The 17488-nt window shown below is 55.6% G+C and carries 13 protein-coding genes; 4 read left to right on the forward strand and 9 right to left on the reverse strand.

Going from position 1 to position 17488, the window contains the following annotated elements:
• Nucleotides 1-60: 60 nt before the first annotated feature.
• Together serC and DTA24_RS19220 are read right to left on the reverse strand one after the other, a co-directional pair.
• Nucleotides 61-1149: a 3-phosphoserine/phosphohydroxythreonine transaminase gene (gene serC, locus DTA24_RS19215; protein ID WP_012542320.1), complete on the reverse strand. Its 1089-nt coding sequence runs from the start codon at nucleotides 1147-1149 to the stop codon at nucleotides 61-63.
• A gap of 188 nt (nucleotides 1150-1337) precedes the next feature.
• Nucleotides 1338-2030, reverse strand: a complete 693-nt coding sequence (locus DTA24_RS19220; RefSeq protein ID WP_012542321.1) for a DUF421 domain-containing protein — start codon at nucleotides 2028-2030, stop codon at nucleotides 1338-1340.
• Nucleotides 2031-2146: 116 nt separating this feature from the next.
• Between DTA24_RS19220 and ycaO the strand changes: the two genes are divergently transcribed.
• The 4 genes from ycaO (at nucleotide 2147) to pflA (ending at nucleotide 8416) form a co-directional block, all read left to right on the forward strand.
• A complete protein-coding gene (ycaO, locus tag DTA24_RS19225) occupies nucleotides 2147-3907 on the forward strand; it encodes a 30S ribosomal protein S12 methylthiotransferase accessory factor YcaO (RefSeq protein ID WP_012968619.1) in 1761 nt (586 codons plus the stop codon).
• A 385-nt stretch (nucleotides 3908-4292) separates the two neighbouring features.
• On the forward strand, nucleotides 4293-5150 hold the full coding sequence (gene focA, locus DTA24_RS19230; protein WP_008805853.1) for a formate transporter FocA: 858 nt from the start codon (nucleotides 4293-4295) through the stop codon (nucleotides 5148-5150).
• 51 nt (nucleotides 5151-5201) lie between these two features.
• Nucleotides 5202-7484: a formate C-acetyltransferase gene (gene pflB / locus DTA24_RS19235; protein ID WP_008805852.1), complete on the forward strand. Its 2283-nt coding sequence runs from the start codon at nucleotides 5202-5204 to the stop codon at nucleotides 7482-7484.
• 191 nt (nucleotides 7485-7675) lie between these two features.
• On the forward strand, nucleotides 7676-8416 hold the full coding sequence (gene pflA / locus DTA24_RS19240) for a pyruvate formate lyase 1-activating protein (protein WP_101139672.1): 741 nt from the start codon (nucleotides 7676-7678) through the stop codon (nucleotides 8414-8416).
• Nucleotides 8417-8581: 165 nt separating this feature from the next.
• Here pflA and DTA24_RS19245 read toward each other — a convergent pair whose 3' ends face one another.
• The 7 genes from DTA24_RS19245 to lolA form a co-directional block, all read right to left on the reverse strand.
• The gene (locus DTA24_RS19245) at nucleotides 8582-9730 is read right to left on the reverse strand and encodes an MFS transporter (protein ID WP_008805851.1); all 1149 of its coding nucleotides are present in this window, start codon (nucleotides 9728-9730) and stop codon (nucleotides 8582-8584) included.
• Nucleotides 9731-10005: 275 nt separating this feature from the next.
• Complete coding sequence (locus DTA24_RS19255) at nucleotides 10006-10869, reverse strand: dimethyl sulfoxide reductase anchor subunit family protein (RefSeq protein WP_022066091.1); 864 nt, start codon at nucleotides 10867-10869, stop codon at nucleotides 10006-10008.
• Between the two features lies 1 nt (nucleotide 10870).
• Nucleotides 10871-11488, reverse strand: a complete 618-nt coding sequence (locus tag DTA24_RS19260) for a DMSO/selenate family reductase complex B subunit (protein ID WP_004201375.1) — start codon at nucleotides 11486-11488, stop codon at nucleotides 10871-10873.
• A 10-nt stretch (nucleotides 11489-11498) separates the two neighbouring features.
• Nucleotides 11499-13937, reverse strand: coding sequence for a dimethylsulfoxide reductase subunit A (gene dmsA, locus DTA24_RS19265; RefSeq protein WP_110196058.1), 2439 nt, complete (start codon nucleotides 13935-13937; stop codon nucleotides 11499-11501).
• A gap of 200 nt (nucleotides 13938-14137) precedes the next feature.
• Complete coding sequence (gene serS, locus DTA24_RS19270; RefSeq protein ID WP_008805848.1) at nucleotides 14138-15430, reverse strand: serine--tRNA ligase; 1293 nt, start codon at nucleotides 15428-15430, stop codon at nucleotides 14138-14140.
• A gap of 91 nt (nucleotides 15431-15521) precedes the next feature.
• Nucleotides 15522-16865 (reverse strand): replication-associated recombination protein RarA, encoded by a 1344-nt coding sequence (gene rarA / locus DTA24_RS19275; protein WP_012542326.1) that lies wholly within the window; start codon nucleotides 16863-16865, stop codon nucleotides 15522-15524.
• An 8-nt stretch (nucleotides 16866-16873) separates the two neighbouring features.
• Nucleotides 16874-17485 carry an outer membrane lipoprotein chaperone LolA gene (lolA, locus tag DTA24_RS19280; RefSeq protein ID WP_004201368.1) on the reverse strand — a complete coding sequence of 204 codons (612 nt, stop codon included), beginning with the start codon at nucleotides 17483-17485 and terminating at the stop codon, nucleotides 16874-16876.
• Nucleotides 17486-17488: the final 3 nt, after the last annotated feature.

Raw genomic sequence — 17488 nt, forward strand, 5'->3', positions numbered from 1 at the left:
CAAACAAACAGAATAAAAACCCCGCAGACAGGCCGCGGGGAGGAAGAAAGAAACAGGCGATTAACCGTGGCGGCGTTCGAAGTCCAGCATAAAGTCGGTTAACGCCTTCACGCCGTCCAGCGGCATCGCATTGTAGATGGAGGCGCGCATGCCGCCCACCACGCGGTGGCCCTTCAGCGCGTGCAGCCCGGCGGCAAACGACTCTTCGAGGAACAGTTTGTCCAGTGCGCTGTCCGCCAGCTGGAACGGCACGTTCATGCGTGAGCGGTTGGCTTGCGCCACATCGTTACGGTAGAACCCGCTGTTATCGATAACGCCATAAAGCAGTTCGGCTTTCTGCTGGTTGATTTTATCCATCGCAGCGACGCCGCCCTGCTGTTTCAGCCACTTAAACACCAGACCAGCCAGATACCAGGCGAACGTCGGCGGCGTGTTAAACATCGAGTCGTTCTCGCTTAACACGGTATAGTCGAGGATCGACGGACAGGCCACGCTGGCTTTGCCCAGCAGATCTTCACGCACGATGACCAGCGTCAGCCCTGCCGGGCCAATATTTTTCTGCGCGCCGGCGTAGATTACACCGAAGCGGTTGACGTCAATTTCGCGGGACAGAATGGTGGAGGAGAAATCAGCAGCGACGATGACGTCGTCGCCGAAATTCGGCGTATCATCAATCGCGATACCGTCAATGGTTTCGTTCGGGCAGTAATGCAGATAGGCCGCGCCCGGCGTCAGCTGCCACTCGCTCATCGGCGTAACAGCTCGCTTGCCATCGACAGTGATTTTCGCGTCGATGACGTTAGGCGCGCAGTATTTCTTCGCCTCTTTGACCGCGCTGGCGGCCCAGTAGCCGGCGTCCACATAGTCAGCGACGTTTTTATCGCCGAGGATGTTCAGCGGGATCCCCGCGAACTGGCCGCGGCCGCCGCCGTGGCAGAACAAAACTTTATAGTTGGAAGGGATATTCAGCAGAGAGCGGAAGTCCTGTTCTGCCTCTTCTGCCACCTGGATAAACTCCTTACCACGGTGACTGATCTCCATGACCGACGTACCCAGACCGTGCCAGTCGCACAGTTCTTGCTGAGCCAGTTTGAGTACTTCCGCCGGCAGCATTGCCGGGCCCGAACTGAAGTTATAGACCTGAGCCATTTCCCCTCACCACGTTGCTATGTTGTTTTGCCCGCGAACCGCCGCGGGCATAAGTTATTCCTGTGGCTATCGGTTTTATCATTCAGTGACACGGTCCGCAATGGCTAAAACTCGCCGACGGTAAAACGCGGCCACCGTCACACAACAGAATCTATCGGCTTGACGTAATAAAACCGACATATTTGCTGTCAGGTGAGTCGTTTCGCTCGGCTGGCCTTCGACCATTCTGCATTTGCGCAGCGGGAACATATTCGCTTTTCTCCCGCCTGCATCGCCATCACGATGCTGCAGCGTACGCAGGCATAGATCCCCTCCTGCGGAATCGTGGTGTAACGCGCGGTACAGTGGGTAGGCAGGATAGACAACCCCGCTCTGACCTCTTCATCCGGATAATAAAACACGCTGATCTGCCCGTTGGTTTCAAGGATCGCCAGCCGGACCTGGCCAAGCTGCTCGACGCTGTTGACCCGCAGCTCCATAAAGAATTCGAATTCGGTCATGTTTTCCGCATGCAGCTTCTCCCACGCCAACTGCCCCTCCTCGACCACCACGATAGGTTTACCTTCCAGGAGATCCTCCAGCTTTTCGCTGTGCCCCATCAGCCACATGATGCCGCGATACAGCAGCGCCAGCGTGATGAAGACCACTAGCACCGGCAGTAGCGGTACATCGTCATAAAACGCCACGTCCCCTGCCGCCGAACCGAGGGTCAGAATAATCAACACCTCGAACAGCGACATCTGCCGCACGCCGCGCCGTCCGGTAATCTTGAGGAAAATAAAGACCAGAACGAAGGTATAGAGGCTGCGCAACGCCACCTCGGCAAGAAACTCCACCGGCACTTTATCGAGCGCCATCCGCTGCCAGTCAAAGGCTTTCATCTATCATCTCCCTGTGGGTCATAAGTTGCCTCTAAGCATAGCCAGATGATGGAGATAGCACCTGTCAGATAAAAGCCGTATCATTGCGCGCTTTCCGTACGACAAAAGTGATCGCCATGACCCAAACGTTTATTCCCGGCAAAGATGCCGCCCTGGAAGATTCCATCGCTCGCTTCCAGCAGAAATTGCTCGACCTCGGATTTGATATCGAAGAGGCCTCGTGGCTGAACCCGGTGCCGCACGTGTGGTCCGTTCACATTCGCGATAAAGAATGCGCGCTGTGCTTTACCAATGGTAAAGGCGCCACCAAAAAGGCAGCCCTGGCCTCCGCGCTGGGCGAATATTTCGAGCGCCTGTCCACCAACTATTTCTTCGCCGACTTCTGGTTAGGCGACACTATCGCTAATGGCCCGTTTGTTCACTACCCGAACGAAAAGTGGTTCCCGCTGACCGAAAACGACGATGTCCCGGAAGGTCTGCTGGATGCCCGTCTGCTCGCGTTCTACGATCCGGACGATCAGCTGACCGCCAGCATGCTGGTGGATCTGCAGTCGGGGAACGATGAGCGCGGCGTATGCGGCCTGCCCTTTACCCGCCAGTCCGACGGCGAAACCGTCTATATTCCGATGAATATCGTTGGCAACTTGTACGTATCCAACGGTATGTCTGCAGGGAATACCCCGAATGAAGCACGTGTGCAGGGCCTGTCAGAGGTCTTTGAACGTCACATAAAAAACCGCATCATCGCAGAGAGCATCAGCCTGCCGGAGATCCCGGCGGAAGTCATGGCGCGCTATCCTGGCGTCGTGGAGTCGATCGCAAAACTTGAAGCCGAAGGCTTCCCGATTTTCGCCTACGATGGTTCGCTGGGCGGCAAATACCCGGTTATCTGCGTCGTGCTGTTTAACCCGACTAACGGCACCTGCTTCGCTTCCTTTGGCGCCCACCCGGACTTCGGCGTGGCGCTGGAGCGTACGGTCACAGAACTGCTGCAGGGTCGCAGCCTGAAAGACCTTGATGTCTTTACGCCGCCGACCTTTGATGACGAAGAAGTCGCCGAGCACGCGAACCTCGAAACCCACTTCATCGACTCCAGCGGCCTGATCTCCTGGGATATGTTCAAGCAGGATGCCGACTATCCGTTCGTTGACTGGAGTTTCTCCGGCACCACCGAAGAAGAGTTCGCCACCCTGATGGCCATCTTCAAGGCCGAAGATAAAGAAGTGTACATTGCCGACTACGAGCATCTGGGCGTTTACGCCTGCCGTATCATCGTTCCGGGCATGTCGGATATTTATCCGGCAGAAGACCTGTGGCTGGCAAACAACAGCATGGGCGCCCATCTGCGGGACACCATTCTGTCTCTGCCGGGCAGCGAGTGGGAAAAAGAAGATTATCTGGCGCTCATCGAACAAATGGATGACGAAGGCCTAGATGATTTCACCCGCGTTCGCGAACTGCTGGGCCTTGCCACCGGGAAAGACAACGGCTGGTATACCCTGCGCGTCGGCGAGCTGAAAGCGATGCTGGCCCTGGCTGGCGGCGATCTGGAACAGGCGCTGATCTGGACCGAATGGACCATGGAATTCAATGCCTCTGTCTTCAGCCCTGAGCGCGCAAACTACTATCGCTGCCTGCAGACCCTGCTGCTGCTGAGCCAGGAAGAGGAGCGTCAGCCGCTGCAGTATCTGAACGCCTTCATCCGTATGTATGGCGCCGATGCGGTCGAAGCCGCCAGCGCTGCGCTAAGCGGCGAAGCCCCGTTCTATGGCCTTCAGGCTGTCGACAGCGATCTGCAAGCCTTCCCGGCTCATCAGTCGCTGCTGAAAGCGTATGAAAAGCTGCAGCGGGCGAAAGCGGCGTTCTGGGCAAAATAAGCCCCCATTACGCCAACATGCTTGCCAACAACGGAGCCCGATGCGGCTCCGTTATTTTAACCTGGCGAGGGAGCCACTATAGTTTGTAGTTGTAAAGTTAATTAATAGTAAATATCGCACTTATATCATTTACCAATTGTTAATTTAAAATAAAATACTCCATTTTAATTAACTCAAATACTGGGGCAAAAACGAAAAAATTCAACATAACTTATAAATTTTAAAATTTATTTTCCACAAAAAAATCAAATAGTTAAGTATCAAACAAGCAAAAACCCCACACTAAAAAGGCATATAGTTCCGGTGAGATATGATCTATATCAATTTCCCTTCTATAATGCTTTGTTAGTATCTCACCGCCAACTTATATAAAGAGAGAGTTAGTGTGAAAGCTGACAACCCTTTTGATCTTTTGCTCCCTGCCGCGATGGCGAAAGTCGCCGAAGAAGCAGGTGTCTATAAAGCAACGAAGCATCCGATGAAGACCTTTTATCTGGCGATCACCGCTGGCGTTTTCATCTCCATCGCTTTCGTATTCTATATCACCGCGACCACCGGCACTGCCGCGATGCCTTTTGGGATTGCCAAGCTTATCGGTGGGGTCTGTTTTTCCCTGGGTCTGATTCTGTGCGTTATCTGCGGCGCTGACCTCTTTACCTCTACTGTGCTGATCGTGGTGGCGAAAGCCAGCGGTCGAATCACCTGGGGGCAACTGGCAAAAAACTGGCTCAACGTCTATTTTGGTAACCTGGTGGGCGCACTGCTGTTTGTGCTGCTGATGTGGTTATCAGGCGAATATATGACTGCCAACGGCGGTTGGGGGCTAAACGTCCTGCAGACTGCTGACCACAAATTGCACCATACTTTTGTGGAGGCCGTGAGCCTGGGTATCCTCGCTAACCTGATGGTTTGTCTCGCCGTATGGATGAGCTATTCCGGTCGTAGCCTGATGGATAAAGCGATGATCATGGTCCTGCCGGTAGCGATGTTTGTTGCCAGCGGCTTTGAGCACAGCATCGCCAACATGTTTATGATCCCGATGGGTATCGTAATCCGCAATTTTGCGAGCCCGGAATTCTGGACCGCTATCGGTTCAACTCCGGAAAGTTTCTCACACTTGACCGTTATGAACTTCATCACTGATAACCTGATTCCGGTGACTATCGGGAACATTATCGGCGGAGGTTTGCTGGTCGGGTTGACATACTGGGTCATTTACCTGCGTGGCAACGACCATCACTAAGGGTTGTTTCAGGCAGTAAATAAAAAATCCACTTAAGAAGGTAGGTGTTACATGTCCGAGCTTAATGAAAAGTTAGCCACAGCCTGGGAAGGTTTTGCGAAAGGTGACTGGCAGAATGAAGTCAACGTCCGTGACTTTATTCAGAAAAACTACACCCCATATGAAGGCGACGAATCCTTCCTGGCTGGCGCAACTGAAGCGACCACCAAGCTGTGGGACACCGTAATGGAAGGTGTAAAACAGGAAAACCGTACTCACGCGCCTGTTGATTTTGACACTGCCCTGGCTTCCACCATCACCTCTCACGACGCTGGCTATATCGAGAAAGGTCTGGAAAAAATCGTTGGTCTGCAGACCGAAGCGCCGCTGAAACGTGCGATCATCCCGTTCGGTGGTATTAAAATGGTTGAAGGTTCCTGCAAAGCGTACAATCGCGAGCTGGATCCGATGCTGAAAAAAATCTTTACCGAGTACCGTAAAACCCACAACCAGGGCGTATTTGATGTTTACACCAAAGACATCCTGAACTGCCGTAAATCCGGCGTGCTGACCGGTCTGCCGGATGCTTACGGCCGTGGTCGTATCATCGGTGACTACCGTCGCGTTGCGCTGTACGGTATCGACTTCCTGATGAAAGACAAATACGCTCAGTTCCAGTCTCTGCAAGAAAAACTGGAAAGCGGCGAAGATCTGGAAGCGACCATCCGTCTGCGTGAAGAGATCTCTGAACAACACCGTGCACTGGGTCAGATCAAAGAGATGGCGGCTAAATATGGCTACGACATCTCCGGTCCGGCAACGACTGCTCAGGAAGCTATCCAGTGGACCTACTTCGGTTACCTGGCTGCCGTGAAATCTCAGAACGGCGCAGCAATGTCCTTCGGTCGTACCTCCAGCTTCCTGGATATCTACATCGAACGTGACCTGCAGGCCGGTAAAATCACCGAGCAAGACGCGCAGGAAATGGTTGACCACCTGGTCATGAAACTGCGTATGGTTCGCTTCCTGCGTACCCCGGAATATGATGAACTGTTCTCCGGCGACCCGATTTGGGCAACAGAATCCATCGGCGGTATGGGTGTTGACGGCCGTACTCTGGTCACCAAAAACAGCTTCCGCTTCCTGAACACCCTGTACACCATGGGGCCGTCTCCGGAGCCGAACATTACTATCCTGTGGTCTGAAAAACTGCCACTGAGCTTCAAGAAATTCGCGGCTAAAGTGTCCATCGATACCTCTTCTCTGCAGTATGAGAACGATGACCTGATGCGTCCGGACTTCAACAACGACGACTACGCTATCGCATGCTGCGTAAGCCCGATGGTTGTTGGTAAGCAAATGCAGTTCTTCGGTGCTCGTGCTAACCTCGCGAAAACCATGCTGTACGCTATCAACGGCGGCGTGGATGAAAAACTGAAAATGCAGGTAGGTCCGAAATCTGAACCGATCAAAGGCGACGTCCTGAACTTCGACGAAGTCATGGATCGCATGGATCACTTCATGGACTGGCTGGCGAAACAGTACGTCACCGCGCTGAACATCATCCACTACATGCACGACAAGTACAGCTACGAAGCCTCTCTGATGGCGCTGCACGACCGTGACGTTATCCGCACCATGGCGTGTGGTATCGCTGGTCTGTCCGTTGCTGCTGACTCCCTGTCTGCTATCAAATATGCGAAAGTTAAACCGATTCGTGACGAAGACGGTCTGGCTATCGACTTCGAAATCGAAGGCGAATACCCGCAGTTTGGTAACAACGATGCTCGCGTCGATGACATGGCCGTTGACCTGGTTGAACGTTTCATGAAGAAAATTCAGAAACTGCACACCTACCGCAACGCTATCCCGACTCAGTCTGTTCTGACCATCACCTCTAACGTGGTATATGGTAAGAAAACCGGTAACACCCCAGACGGTCGTCGCGCTGGCGCGCCGTTCGGACCAGGTGCTAACCCGATGCACGGTCGTGACCAGAAAGGTGCTGTTGCCTCACTGACTTCCGTTGCTAAACTGCCGTTTGCTTACGCGAAAGATGGTATCTCTTACACCTTCTCTATCGTGCCGAACGCGCTGGGTAAAGATGACGAAGTTCGTAAGACCAACCTGGCCGGTCTGATGGATGGTTACTTCCACCACGAAGCGTCCATCGAAGGTGGCCAGCACCTGAACGTGAACGTCATGAACCGCGAAATGCTGCTCGACGCGATGGAAAACCCGGAAAAATATCCGCAGCTGACCATCCGCGTATCTGGCTACGCCGTACGTTTTAACTCCCTGACCAAAGAACAGCAGCAGGACGTTATTACCCGTACCTTCACTCAGACCATGTAATTCCCAGTCTGACTGAAAAAGCGTACAATAAAGGCCCCACATCAGTGGGGCCTTTTTAACAAGTGATCCCCGCCCCAGCCTGCTTTGCCAGTTATCTATACTTTGGGTACCTGTCAAAACAGACTCGACGCAGCCGCTGAGCTGTGCACCAACACGGCCCCGGATGGGCCACATCTGGAGAAAACACCGCAATGTCAGTTATTGGTCGCATTCACTCCTTTGAATCCTGTGGCACCGTTGATGGCCCGGGCATCCGCTTTATTACCTTTTTCCAGGGCTGCCTGATGCGCTGCCTGTACTGCCATAACCGTGACACCTGGGATACCCACGGCGGCAAAGAAATCACCGTTGAAGAGTTAATGAAAGAGGTAGTGACCTATCGTCACTTTATGAATGCCTCCGGCGGCGGCGTCACGGCATCAGGCGGCGAAGCGATCCTGCAGGCGGAGTTTGTTCGCGACTGGTTCCGCGCCTGTAAAAAGGAAGGTATTCATACCTGTCTCGATACCAACGGCTTTGTCCGTCGCTACGATCCGGTTATCGACGAACTGCTGGAGGTGACTGACCTGGTCATGCTGGATCTTAAGCAGATGAACGATGAGATCCACCAGAACCTGGTCGGCGTTTCCAACCACCGCACCCTTGCGTTTGCCCAGTATCTGGCGAAAAAGAATATCAATGTCTGGATCCGCTACGTCGTGGTTCCGGGCTGGTCAGACGATGATGACTCCGCGCACCGCCTGGGCGAATTTACCCGCGATATGGGCAACGTCGAGAAAATTGAACTGCTGCCCTACCATGAGCTGGGCAAACACAAATGGGTAGCGATGGGCGAAGAGTACAAGCTGGACGGCGTTCATCCGCCGAAAAAAGAGACCATGGAGCGGGTGAAAGGCATTCTTGAGCAGTATGGTCACAAGGTGATGTACTAAGAGCCTCATCAGGGTCGGTGGTGCGCTTACGCCGGCCCGAAGCGACACTGGAAATCATTCCAGCCCCGCCGTTGATCCTCATGAAAAGCGCAATGCCGTCTCTCTGCAGTGGAAAACATGCGATAGAAACAGATGACGTGCAGCCTTCGCTGCACGTCAGAATGGTTATGCGTGCGCCACCGGCGTCGGATGATGCCCGGCTTTACGCAGCAGGGTCAGCAGATAGATAAACGACACGCTGGCGATCATGATAAACAGCAGATTGTCTGAGAAATTCTGCATCAGCATTGCTGTCAGGGTCGGGCCCAGCAGACTGCCGATGGTATAACTCATCAGCAGCGCCTGATTCATCGCCACCAGTTGGTGATGTTCGACTTTTTCGCAGGCCCAGGCCATCGCCACCGGATACAGCGTGAAACCGGATGCCCCAAGCACAAACAGCGCCGGGGCCATTGCCGCCTGACTCAGCATCGCCATACAGCCCAGAATGACCACAAAGACCTGCACCCGCAGCACCAGCAGACGGCCATAGCGGTCAGCCAGGCGCCCTACCGGCCACTGGCCGAGGATCCCCGCGCTCACCATCACCGCCATCCAGAAGCCAATGCCGGCGTCGCTCACACCCTGATGGTTCAGCCACAGCGGCATCAGGCCATACAGCGAACCGAGGACAATCCCCGAGATAATACAGCCATTGACCCCGTGGCGCGCCTGGCGCAGCTTCAGCATTGGCCAGATACGTACCGTTTCGTGCGGCTCTTCAGCCTGTCCCATAATACGGGTGAACAGCAGCGGCAGGATCGCCGCCAGCGCCAGGCCAGTCACCCACGGCAGGACGCTCATTAAATCGGTAGGTAACTTACTGACCATCAGCTGGCCCAGTACGGTACCGACATAATAGACCATCATGTACGCCGCCAGCAGACGGCCGCGGCTGCGGGAAGTCCCGCTGCAGACCAGCGCGCTTTCCACCACCACCCAAATCATCGCGCAGCCTACGCCGGCGATAAACCGCCAGCTCAGCCACGTCCAGAAGCCAACGGTGATCCCCAGCCCTACGCAGCCGACGGCGAAAATTAACGACGCGAGATAATAGCTGCGGTTAAACCCAAGGCGCTTAATCACCCAACCAGCCAGCAACGTACCGGCCAGGTTGCCGGTAAAATAGGATGACCCCACCATGCCGACCTGCCAGGTTGGCATATTTTCATGGGCGAGCCAGAGCGGGACGAGCGTATTCAGCACCGCTATCGCCAGGGTCAATAAAAGCAGGCCACAGAGCAGCATTTGCACTGGCCGGGTGTAGATGGTCATGGGTAAAAAACCGTGAGGAATGTTCAGATCGCGAGCGCATCATGCCACCGCTAAAAACATTGTCAATCCACCTGAAATCAGGCGTGATGCGGTTTTGCAGGCTACGATAGAAGTTTTTTATCCACAGAATGGGTAAAGGTGAGGCAACAGATAATACACTGTTGTTTTTCTTAATTTATTAATAAATGTCGACGTTGATTTCAGTTGAAAAATTTCATCTATCGACAGCACGTTTTCATCATGCCGGCGTATGACCGCCGGCATGATGACGCCGATTAACTGGCGATAGCCATCCCCACGGTCATATGCAGACCATAGAATACGCCGCGGCCAATCATCTCTCCCGCCAGCACCAGAACAAACGCCAGGCTAAGCAGCGAGACCGCCGGCTTGCGGCCGCGGATCTGCGGCACGCACCAGCAGGCCAGGGCCAGCGCCAGCAGCACCATACGCCAGGCCATAAGCAACCCATAATCCGGCACCAGAGCGGAGGCCTGCTGGATTGAACTGCGGATAGTGGCGAGTTCACTCCCCTGCATCAGGACCACGACAATACTCGCCAGCAGCGCCAACAAAGTAACCACCGGCAGCAAGCGCAGCGCCCAACCGTCAACGCCTGCCACGCGCAGCAGCAGGTAGCCCAGCAGCGGACCGCCGATAAACAGCGTCAGGAAGAAGCTCAGCGGCGTCCAGACGGTGTACCAGGTCGGCACCGTGTCGATAGTGTTGTATACCCGCACCATCATCCAGACGAAGATCACGCCCAGCACCATGGTGACTATCAGCCACAGGCTACGCAGGCCGGCAGGCAGTTTTTTACACACGGCCAGTAGCCAGCCAATCCCGCCGACGGCGAAGAAGATCGCCCCGCTGGCTATCTCATTACTCAGCGACGAGGCTCCCACGCGATTCAGCGAGTTAAAGGCCCGTAGCGGCGAACCGAGGTGCATTGTCGAGGCGATAAACCCGATCCCCATCAATACCCACAGGCCAAACATACTCCCAACCACGCGCTGCTCCTGCTCGCGAGAAAGATTGCCCGTCATCAGCGCCAGGGCCATGACGATAAACCCGCCCGCGACGCACTGGCCGAAGACAGTAAAGATCATCAGCGGCCATTCATGCCATCCGTTTCCCATCTCACACCTCCTTCGGATTCGCCAGGTAACCGGTGGTATCGCCACACGGCCGGGCATTGGCGTTAGGTTTAATAACGATACTCGGCCTGGTAAAGTGCGCCGACGGCAGCGGGGCTACCGCGGCCAGCTGGCCATGCTTAGCGCGCAGCTCGGCAATCGGCCCGAAATCAAGCGCCCGCAGCGGGCAGGACTCGACGCAGATCGGCTTTTTCCCCTCGGCGACGCGCTCATGGCAACCGTCGCACTTGGTCATGTGGCCCTTGTCGGCGTTGTACTGCGGGGCGCCGTACGGGCAGGCCATATGGCAGTAACGGCAGCCAATGCACACCTCTTCGTTGACCACAACAAAACCATCTTCACGCTTGTGCATTGCCCCGCTCGGACAGACCTTGGTGCAGGCCGGATCTTCGCAGTGGTTACAGGCGATGGAGAGGTAATAAGCAAAAACGTTCTGATTCCAGACACCGTTATCCTCCTGCCAGTCGCCACCGGCATACTCATAGATGCGGCGGAAGCTGACCTCCGGGGTCAGGTTCTTGTAATCCTTACAGGCCAGTTCGCAGGTCTTGCAACCGGTGCAACGGGCGGAATCAATAAAAAATCCATACTGAGTTGTCATCGGTTACTCCTTACAGCTTCTCAACCTGGACGAGGTTGGTATGCGACGGGTTCCCCTTCGCCAGCGGCGACGGACGCTGGGTGGTCAGCACGTTAATGCTGCCCGCCTGATCCACCCGTGAAGCGTCCGGGTTATACCAGGCCCCTTCCCCCAGCGCGACAACGCCCGGCATCATGCGCGGCGTCACCTTCGCTTCAATATGCACTTCTCCGCGGTCGTTGAAGATGCGAATGCGATCGCCGTTGGCAATGCCGCGTTGCTTCGCGTCGATCGGGTTAATCCACATCTCCTGCCGACAGGCGGCCTTCAGTACATCGACGTTGCCGTAAGTTGAGTGAACGCGCGATTTATAGTGGAAGCCGGTCAGCTGTAGCGGGTATTTCGCCGTCAATGGATCGTTGTAGTTTTCGAAGCCCGGGGTGTAGATCGGCAGTGGATCGATAACATCCCCTTCCGGCAGCTCCCAGGTGGCCGCGATTTTCGCCAGCGCCTGCGAGTAGATTTCGATCTTGCCCGACGGCGTGGTCAGCGGATTGGCCTGCGGATCCTCGCGGAAGGCTTTGTAGGCCACATGGTGTCCTTGCGGATCGCGCTGCTTATAAATGCCCTGCTGGCGGAAGGTGTCGAAATCTGGTAGGTCAGGAATCGCTTTCTGCGACTGTTCATACAGATGGCGCATCCAGCCTTCCTGGGTACGGCCTTCGGTAAACTGCTGCTCCACACCGAGGCGTTTTGCCAGCTCGGTGGTCATCTCATAGATAGTTTTGCATTCGAAACGCGGCTTGATGGCCTGATCGGCAAAGATGATGTAGGACATGTTGCCGCAGGAGGCATCCAGCGCGAAATCCATCTGCTCGGAGGCGGTGCAGTCCGGCAGCAGAATATCGGCGTATTTCGCGGACGAGGTCATATGGCAATCGATGACTACGATCATCTCGCACTTCTTGTCGTCCTGCAGGATCTCGTGGGTACGGTTGATCTCTGAGTGCTGGTTAATCAGGCAATTGCCCGCATAGTTCCAGATCATTTTGATCGGCACGTCGAGCTTATCTTTGCCACGAACGCCGTCGCGCAGCGCGGTCATTTCCGGACCACGCTCGATAGCGTCGGTCCACATAAACATCGAGATACTGGTCTGAACCGGATTCTCCAGCGTCGGCATGCGCTCAAAGGGCAGGCTGTAAGAGCCCTCGCGCGCGCCGCTGTTGCCGCCGTTGATCCCGACGTTACCCGTCAGGATAGCGAGCATCGAGATAGCCCGGGTGGCGATTTCGCCGTTGGCGTGACGCTGCGGCCCCCAACCCTGGCTGATATAGGCCGGTTTGGCGGTGGCAATTTCGCGCGCCAGTTTAACAATGCGTTCGCGCGGAATACCGGTAATCGTCGAGGCCCACTCCGGCGTTTTGGCGATACCGTCCGTGCCCTGGCCAAGAATGTAAGCTTTGTAGTGACCATTGGCTGGCGCACCGGCGGGCAGCGTTTTCTCGTCGTATCCCACGCAGTATTTATCGAGGAACGGCTGATCGACCAGATTCTCGGTGATCATCACCCACGCCAGACCCGATACCAGCGCCGCATCGGTGCCGGGGCGAATCGGGATCCATTCATCTTCACGCCCGGCGCCGGTGTCGGTATAGCGCGGATCGATGATGATCATCCGGGCATTGGATTTCTGCCGCGCCTGTTCAAGGTAGTATGTCACCCCGCCGCCGCTCATCCGCGTTTCGCCGGGGTTATTGCCGAACAGCACCACCAGCTGGCTGTTTTCAATATCCGATGGACTATTGCCGTCGGCCCAGCCGCCGTAGGTATAATTGAGGCCCTCGGCAATCTGCGCCGAAGAGTAATCGCCATAGTGGTTCAGATAACCGCCGCAGCAGTTCATCAGACGGGCAATCAGCGTTTTTCCTGGCGGCCAGGAACGAGTCAGCGTGCCGCCGAGCGTACCGGTGCCGTAGTTCAGATAGATGGATTCGTTGCCGTATTCTTTAATCAGCCGCTGCATATTGCTGGCGATAGTATCGAACGCCTCTTCCCAGCTGATTTGCTCGAATTTCCCTTCCCCGCGTTTGCCAACGCGCTTCATCGGGTACTTCAGGCGATCCGGGTTATAGACGCGGCGGCGCATCGAACGCCCGCGCAGGCAGGCGCGGACCTGGTGCAAACCGTCATAGTTATCGTCACCGGTATTATCGGTTTCGACGTATTTAATCGCGCCATCCACCACGTGCATGCGCAGCGGGCAGCGGCTGCCGCAGTTGACGGTACAGGCACTCCAGACCACCTTCTCGTTGGCGGGTGCCGGCGTATCGGCGGCATGCGCCAGTCGGGTAAAGGGTAATGTTAGTGCGTTGCTGGCCAGCGCCAGGCCGCCTATTGCCGAGGTTTTCATCAGACCACGGCGGCTTACCTCAGCAGCCAGTAAAGCATCGGGGGCTTTAATTTTCATGGATACTCGCTTTGGTTGCTCACAATAAACTGACAAGCGCTATATAGTCATATATATATTGCTTTGAAATATTATTGGTTTTTTATGCTGATTTAATCCAAAGGGAGTATCACTGCATTCGTAGAATGGATTATTGCCCGGTATCAATAAGGGCGTAAAAAAAGCGCCCGCAGGCGCTTTTAAAAGAGAGGAAGAAAAAATTACCCGATATATTCGAGGCCACGCATATACGGGCGCAGAATTTCCGGGATCTCAATACGGCCATCGGCCTGCTGATAGTTTTCCATCAGCGCCACCAGGGTACGACCTACCGCCAGACCAGAACCATTCAGAGTATGAACGAGGCGAGTCTTCTTGTCGGACTTGCTGCGGCAGCGGGCCTGCATACGACGCGCCTGGAAATCCCAGACGTTAGAGCAGGAAGAGATTTCACGGTAGGTGTTCTGCGCCGGAACCCACACTTCCAGGTCGTAGGTTTTGCAGGCGCTGAAGCCCATATCGCCGGTGCACAGCGCGACCTTACGGTACGGCAGACCCAGCAGCTGCAGCACTTTCTCGGCGTGACCGGTCATCTCTTCCAGCGCGGCCATGGAGTCTTCCGGACGCACGATCTGCACCATTTCAACTTTGTCGAACTGGTGCATGCGGATCAGACCGCGGGTGTCGCGACCATAGGAACCGGCTTCAGAGCGGAAGCACGGCGTATGGGCGGTCATTTTGATCGGCAGGTCGTCTTCGTCGATGATTTCATCGCGTACCAGGTTGGTCAGCGGCACTTCCGCCGTCGGGATCAGCGCGTAGTTGCTGCTGTCGGCTTCTTCTTCCAGCGGACGAGTATGGAACAGGTCGCCAGCGAATTTCGGCAACTGGCCGGTGCCATACAGCGTGTCCTGGTTCACCAGGTACGGGACATAGTTTTCGCTATAGCCATGCTGTTCGGTGTGCAGATCCAGCATGAACTGCGCCAGGGCGCGGTGCAGACGGGCCAGCTGGCCTTTCATCACCACAAAACGCGAACCAGTCAGCTTAACGGCGGCGGCAAAATCCAGCCCCCCGTGCATTTCCCCCAGCGTCACGTGATCGCGCACTTCAAAATCGAACTGGCGCGGCGTGCCCCAGCGGCTGACTTCAACGTTGTCGTTTTCGTCACGGCCAACCGGCACATCATCATGAGGAATATTCGGGATCGCCAGCGCGATATCGCGAATTTCCGCCAGCAGCGTTTCCAGCTCGGACTTTGCAGCATCCAACTGTTCGCCGAGTTTGTTCACTTCCAGGCGTAATGGCTCGATGTCTTCCCCGCGCGCTTTCGCCTGGCCAATGGATTTCGATCGGGAGTTACGCTCCGCCTGCAGGTTTTCCGTTTGCACCTGCAGAACTTTACGACGCTCTTCAAGCGCGCGAAGTTTATCTACATCCAGCTTAAAGCCCCGGCGTGCCAGTTTTTCTGCGACTGCGTCTGGCTCGGTACGCAGCAGATTGGGATCGAGCATGCTTATCCTGTGCTTATCGAATTAAATAAAGAAAAGTGGCCGCAGACTACGACCACGGAAATAGAGTAATAACCTTACCGCAACGCCTCAATTAGCGGTAGCGTTTTATCGGGCTATTTTGATCCTGTTCAGCGAGCCAGGCGAGCTTTTCGCCAATTTTGCCCTCAAGCCCCCGGTTTGTCGGGTGATAATAGCGCGTTTGCGCCATTTCCTGCGGGAAGTACTGCTCGCCGGCGGCGTAGGCGTTGGGTTCGTCATGAGCGTAACGATACTCCTGTCCGTAACCCATCTCTTTCATCAGCTTCGTCGGCGCATTGCGCAGATGCACCGGAACGTCGTAGTCAGGACGATCCCGCGCGTCGGACAGCGCCGCTTTAAAGGCGGTGTAGACGGCGTTACTTTTCGGCGCGCAGGCCAGATAGACAATGGCCTGGGCAATCGCCCGTTCGCCTTCCGCCGGCCCGACGCGGGTAAAGCAATCCCACGCCGAAATGGCGACCTGCATCGCCCGTGGGTCGGCGTTGCCGACATCTTCCGAGGCTATCGCCAGACAGCGGCGGGCAACGTACAGCGGATCGCCGCCGGCGGTGATGATCCGCGCATACCAGTAAAGTGCCGCATCCGGCGCGCTACCGCGCACCGACTTATGCAGAGCAGAAATCAAATCGTAGAACCGGTCGCCTTTGTTATCAAAGCGCGCGCTGCGCTCGCCAGCGATCTCGGTCAGCAGTTCCGCCTTCAGCACCCGCTTGCCCGAGTCATCGCTCTCGGCCATATCAGCCATCATTTCCAGGGTATTCAGCGCCCGCCTCGCGTCGCCGTTCACCAGTTCGGCGATGGCCTTGCGGGTCTCTTCCGGCAGAATAATATCCTGCCCGCCGTAGCCGCGGGACTTATCGTTCATCGCCTGGTCAAGCACCCGCTCGATATCGTCGGTGGTCAGCGATTTCAGTAAGTAGACGCGGGCGCGGGAGAGCAGCGCTGAATTAAGCTCAAAGGAGGGGTTTTCGGTGGTCGCGCCAATAAAAGTGATGGTGCCGTCTTCAATATGGGGCAGAAAGGCATCCTGCTGGCTTTTATTAAAGCGATGCACTTCGTCAACAAACAGGATGGTCCGCCGGCCGGCGTTGCGATTTTGCCTCGCGCGCTCAATAGCCTCGCGAATCTCTTTCACCCCTGAGGTCACCGCCGAGATCCGTTCGACATCGGCGCTGGCGTAGCGGGCAATCACTTCCGCGAGGGTGGTCTTGCCGGTGCCCGGCGGCCCCCAGAGGATCATTGAATGCAGATGCCCGGCTTCAATCGCCCGCGGCAGGGGTTTACCCGGCGCCAGCAGATGCTGCTGGCCAATATACTGCGCTAAATTTTCTGGCCGCATGCGAGCGGCCAGAGGTTGAAACGCGTTGTCGGAAAAATCGAGCGACAGATTGCTCACTTTCGCCTCTACTTACGTTGATCGTCCACCGTCACCCCTTTCGGCGGCGTAAAGGTGAACTTAGATGCGTCGACGGCGCCGTTCTGCTGCGACTTCAGCTGATAGCTGCTGCGCTGGTCATCCTGCTCGACGGCGCTGAACTGATGGATGGTGCCGTCCCGACCGACGTTGATCGTGAACTGCTTCAGGTTACCGCTGCCGCTTTTCGGCGTCAGCACAAAATCATCGCCGTTTTGTTTGATATTGTACTGCTGCCAGTCACTGGACTGGTTGCGGGCAATCAGCATAAACGGCGTGTTGCTGGTAGCATCTTTCAGCCAGGTCGCCGTAGCCTGCTCAACGAACGGGTTGTAGAACCACAGCGTTTTGCCATCCGAGACAAGAACGCTTTCATCTGGCTGGGTCATATGCCAGTTAAACAGGTTCGGACGTTTTACCCACAGGTCGCCCTGTCCGTCCTGGACGGCGTTACCGCTGCCGTCGGTGACTTTCTGCGTGAAGCTGGCATGGAAACTGCTCACTTTATCAAGACGGCTTTTTAAGTCACTGGCCGCATCTGCCCAGACCTGGCTGACGACCATACCAGACAGTAATGCACAGGTGATTGCGAGTTTTTTCATTGT

The organism is Klebsiella sp. P1CD1 (assembly GCF_003790505.1).
In the GTDB taxonomy this organism is placed as follows: domain Bacteria; phylum Pseudomonadota; class Gammaproteobacteria; order Enterobacterales; family Enterobacteriaceae; genus Klebsiella; species Klebsiella variicola.